This is a genomic window from Mycobacterium sp., assembly GCF_049673265.1.
Classification (GTDB): Bacteria; Actinomycetota; Actinomycetes; order Mycobacteriales; family Mycobacteriaceae; genus Mycobacterium.
This window is the reverse complement of the sequence record NZ_JBATXN010000559.1, coordinates 1-4,594: the sequence shown is the minus strand read 5'-3', so window position 1 is coordinate 4,594 and position 4,594 is coordinate 1. Positions and strand designations below refer to the sequence as shown.

7 protein-coding genes are annotated in these 4,594 nt (G+C 63.9%); 6 read left to right on the top strand and 1 reads right to left on the bottom strand.

The window, feature by feature from the left end:
• Positions 1-244 (bottom strand): SDR family NAD(P)-dependent oxidoreductase (locus WBF82_RS19040; RefSeq protein WP_424384503.1); only part of this gene is annotated, 244 nt, incomplete at its 3' end.
• A 62-nt stretch (positions 245-306) separates the two neighbouring features.
• On the opposite strand from WBF82_RS19040, the gene WBF82_RS19035 reads away from it, so the two are divergent.
• From WBF82_RS19035 to WBF82_RS19010, 6 genes are all read left to right on the top strand, one after another.
• A complete protein-coding gene (locus tag WBF82_RS19035; protein WP_424384502.1) occupies positions 307-750 on the top strand; it encodes a nuclear transport factor 2 family protein in 444 nt (147 codons plus the stop codon).
• Between the two features lie 4 nt (positions 751-754).
• A complete protein-coding gene (locus tag WBF82_RS19030; RefSeq protein ID WP_424384501.1) occupies positions 755-1,942 on the top strand; it encodes a sulfotransferase family protein in 1,188 nt (395 codons plus the stop codon).
• A gap of 13 nt (positions 1,943-1,955) precedes the next feature.
• A complete protein-coding gene (locus tag WBF82_RS19025) occupies positions 1,956-3,200 on the top strand; it encodes a hypothetical protein (RefSeq protein WP_424384500.1) in 1,245 nt (414 codons plus the stop codon).
• A gap of 2 nt (positions 3,201-3,202) precedes the next feature.
• Positions 3,203-4,033 (top strand): oxidoreductase, encoded by an 831-nt coding sequence (locus WBF82_RS19020; RefSeq protein WP_424384499.1) that lies wholly within the window; start codon positions 3,203-3,205, stop codon positions 4,031-4,033.
• A gap of 17 nt (positions 4,034-4,050) precedes the next feature.
• A complete protein-coding gene (locus WBF82_RS19015; protein ID WP_424384498.1) occupies positions 4,051-4,239 on the top strand; it encodes an antitoxin in 189 nt (62 codons plus the stop codon).
• 3 nt (positions 4,240-4,242) lie between these two features.
• On the top strand, positions 4,243-4,594 hold a 352-nt coding region (locus WBF82_RS19010), incomplete at its 3' end, for a type II toxin-antitoxin system Rv0910 family toxin (RefSeq protein ID WP_424384497.1).

Genomic DNA, 4,594 nt, shown 5'->3' with positions numbered 1-4,594 from the left:
GGCCGGGGAAAGCGCGCACCGACGACAGGTCGGCGAGGTCGAGTTTGACCACCGACGTGGAGCCGCCGATCTCGGTTGCGCGCTGCGCGCCCAGTTCGGTGTTACGCACGGCCATGATCACGTGTGCACCGGCTTTGGTCAGGGCGCGCGCAGTGCCAAGGCCGACTCCGTTGGTTGCACCGGTGACGATGATTCGCTTGCCGGTCAAGTCGCCGAGCCGCCCCGGCGTCCAAGGTATTGTCACGGCGATCACACTAATGGCCGGGTGCAAGCGAAACGAACGCGAGTTAATCGAGGTGGCTCGACATGGGTGACAGCGCCATCGAAATCACCAACCTGATCTACCGCTACGCCGAACTCCTCGATGGCGGCAACCTGGATGCGGTGGCCGGCCTTTTCGCTCACGGCCGGATTTGCGGGGTCGAGGACGGCCCGCCGGAGACGGTGTTCACCGGCACTGCCGGAGTGCGGCAGATGTACGAAATGGCCACCCGGATCTACGACGACGGGACCCCGAAGACCAAGCACAACACCAGCAATGTGCAGCTGGAGATCGATGACGCCGGTGGCACCGCGCGCAGCACGTCGTACTACTGCGTCACGCAAGCGACTGAAGAGTTGCCTTTGCAGGTGATCGTGACCGGGCATTACAAGGACACGTTTCACCGGCTGGACGGCGTCTGGTGGTTCGACAGCCGCACCATGTTCGTCGACCAGCTCGGCGATGTCAGCCACCACTTGAAGTTTTGACGGCGTGGAACAATCGAGCGCCTTTGACGCCGCTGGTGTACTGGCCGACGCCCAGGGCAAGGAGGCACTGACCGCGTGGGGTCCCGGGGAGTTCGAACGTCCGCTGAATGTGCTGTTGGCCGACTACGCCGCGGCCGACCTCAACGACGTCGGGGTGCACATCCTGCGGTCGGGCATCATTCATAGCCTGCGCATGCGGCTGCGCGTCCAGGAATGGATCCGCCGCCATCCGGAAATCCTCGACGAACGAATTGTCGCCCCCATCGTCGTCGTCGGGATGATGCGCAGCGGCACGACGTTGCTGCAGCGACTGCTCGCCGCCGACCCGCGGTTTCATTGTGCCTACGGCTGGGAGGTGGTCGAGGTAGCGCCTCGCCTGGACTACCGGTTCGGCGGTGTCGATCCGCGCATCGCGATCAGCGAGGCGCGTGAAGCGAAATCCCGTGAATTGGCACCGGAATTGTTCGCCATCCATCCGATGTATGCGCGGGAAGCCGAGGAGGAGATCGTCTTTCTGGCCGACGCGTTTTTGTCTCATGTCCCGGAGTCCGGCGCGCACCTGCCGAACTACCGGTCCTGGCTCGACGAGCAGGACTTCACTCCCGCGTATGACTATTTGCACCGGATGCTGCAATTCCTGCAGTGGCAGAAACGGCAGTGTCTTCCCCAGGGGGGCTTGCGGCCTCAGCGCTGGGTGCTCAAATCACCGGCGCACCTGGGCTATCTGGATGTGCTGCGCGACCAGTTTCCGGACCTGCATGTGGTGCACACGCATCGCGACCCGCGTACCACGATCGCTTCGGGCGCCAGCCTGAACGCGACGCTGCACGCGATGCACGCCGACACCGTGGACCCGCACCGCGTGGGTGCACAGTGGTTGCAGCGGATGGGCTGGACCAACGACCGCGCCATGGCGGTGCGGGACCGATGGGTTGACGACAGCACAAGGGTGACTGACATCGCGTTCGACGACGCGGTGGCCGATCCGATTGGGCAAGTGGCCCGCGTTTATGCCGCGGTCGGGCTGCCCCTTACCGCCGAGGCGGAGACCGCGATGCGGCGGTGGCTGGCCGATCGTCCTCGCGAGGCAGCGCGCCCGCCCTACGGTTTGGAACGTTACGGCCTGCGTCCAGAACAGATCGATGAACGGTTCACATTGTACAGCAAGCGTTTTCGACAGTATCTCGAATAGTGAGGAGTAGTGCATGCGTGACGACCCGGTCGCGACAACGTCGCAGCACGAACAGGAACTGGCCGCGCTGGACCTGATCGCGCACCCCACCATTAAGGCGGCCTACCGCAGCGTGGCCGAGACCTGGCTGGCCCGGGCCAATGCATCGGACGCAATGCGGGCGCGGTTCGACGACGCATTCGCCGAGGTGATGTTTTCGGCGGCGATGTGGTCGTCCAACCAGGACAAGCTGCGGCCCAAAGTCAGTTGCATCACCCGGCTGGCGCACCCCGTGGATGGTCGTCGGATCCCCGGATCCCGTTGGGGCATTGATAATCCGGACAGCGTGTATCGGGTGATCCCAATATCGGGCGACGAACGCTACGAGATCCACGGTCGAGTGGGCGAACATCGCATGACCGAGAATTACTTCACGCTCTGGGACGCCCACATGGGCACCGTCGACGTGCTCAACGGGCGGACGATGGTCGTGGATTCCGATGGCAGCTTCACCATCACCGTCGACGCCGAACCCGCCAATGGGCGAGAAAACCATGTGCGGACAACTCCCGAGGCGCACGAGTTCTACATTCGCGATGTGCTGTTGGACTGGGGCCGCGACGATCCCAATCACTTTGAGGTGCAACGACTTGGCGACCCGCCGACGACACCGGCACGCTCCCTGGACGAACAGGCAGAGGCGACCGCAGCGATGATGGCGCATTTTGCCGACTTCACCGGCAAACTCAGCCGCGGCGTGTACAAGATGCCGGCCAACCATTTCAACCTGGCCTGGTCGGCCGACAAGGTCGGTGCGATGCGCAATCAGGTTTATCTCATGGGCCGGTTCGAACTCGCCCCCGACGAGGCGTTCGTCGTCGAGCTCAGCGACGGCGGCGCCGAGTACTTCACCGTGCCGCTGAGCAACATCTGGGGCACCACGTTGGAAATCGTCGACCGCACCGGCAGCCTCAACAAGGCACAGTCGTTCGCTAATGCGGACGGCACCTACACCTACGTGATCTCGCCGACCGACCCGGGCGTGGCCAACTGGATCGACTCTGATGGGCTGCGCGAAGGCATTCTGACGCTGCGGATGGCCGAGTTCGCTGCGGCCGGTCCGCGGGAGGACCTGGGCGCACGGGGACGAGTCGTCAAACTCGACCGGCTCGACGCCGAGGTGCCCACCTTGCCTCGGGTGAGTTCTGAGCAGCGGGCCGCAGAACTTGCCGACCGGCGAACGGCGTATCTGCGGCGGCTGCCGGAAGGGACGATCTAGCGATGGCGCGCTGGCTGATCACCGGGTGTTCCACCGGCTTCGGTCGTGAGATCGCGCGCGCCGCGTTGGCGGACGGCCACCGTGTTGTGGTGACCGCACGACGCGCTGACGCGGTGGCTGATCTCGTCGACGAATTCGGCGATCACGGCATAGCTCTCGCGCTCGACGTGACCGATGCCGGCCAGATCGCCGCCGCTGTTGCGGCGGCCGACAAGGCGTTCGGCGGGATCGACGTCCTGGTTAACAACGCCGGACACGGCTACCTCTCGGCGGTCGAGGAAGGCGAGGACGCCGAGGTTCGAAAGTTGTTCGACGTCAACTACTTCGGCGTAGTGAACATGATCAAAGCGGTGCTGCCGGGCATGCGCGCCCGCGGTTCGGGTCACATCGTCAACATCTCGTCGATGACCGGCCTGGTGGCCAACCCGCCGAACGCGTACTACTCGTCAACCAAGTTCGCGCTGGAAGCATTGACCGAGGCGTTGGCCACCGAGGTGCGGCCATTGGGTATCAAGGTGACCGCCATCGAGCCGGGCGCCTTCCGCACCGACTGGGCAACCCGGTCGATGAAGGAGTCGGGTGCCCCGATCGCCGACTACACCGATGTTGCGGCACGCAAGGACCTGATCAAGCAGTTCGCCGACCACCTGCCCGGCGATCCACGGAAGGTCGCCGAGGCGGTGTTGATGGTGACCAAGCTCGACGACCCGCCGCTGCGGCTCTTGCTGGGCCGCGACGTCCTCAAGGCGATGCGCGACAAAATCGCCGCGATGACAGCGTCGATCGACCAGTGGGCGTCGGTCACCAAGGACGTCAACTTCCCAGATTCCTAGGCGGTAGGGTCGGGCGCATGGGATTCCTGGACAAAGCTAAGGACCTGCTGGCGCAGAACGCCGACACGCTCGACGCCGCGATCGACAAGGCCGGCGAGTTCGTCGACTCCAAGACCGAAGGCAAATACAAAGACACCGTCAACAAGGTGCAGGAAGCGGCGAAGAACGCCCTGAGCGATGGCGACAAGGGCGAGCAACAGAGCTAACTCATGGCCAAGCTTTCCGGATCAATCGACGTCCCACTGCCGCCCGAAAAGGCCTGGGAGAGTGCATCCGACCTGTCTCGTTTCAAGGAGTGGCTGACCATCCACCGGGTGTGGCGGAGCAAGCTGCCCGAGCAGTTGGATAAGGGCACGGTCATCGAGTCGATCGTCGAAGTCAAGGGCATGCCCAACCGAATCAAATGGACGATCGTGAATTTCAAACCACCGGAGTCCATGACGCTCGACGGCGACGGTGTCGGCGGTGTCAAAGTCAAGCTGATCGCGAAAGTCAAGCCGAAGGGCCCGGACTCGATTGTCAGCTTCGATGTGCATCTGGGCGGACCGGCGCTGTTCGGGC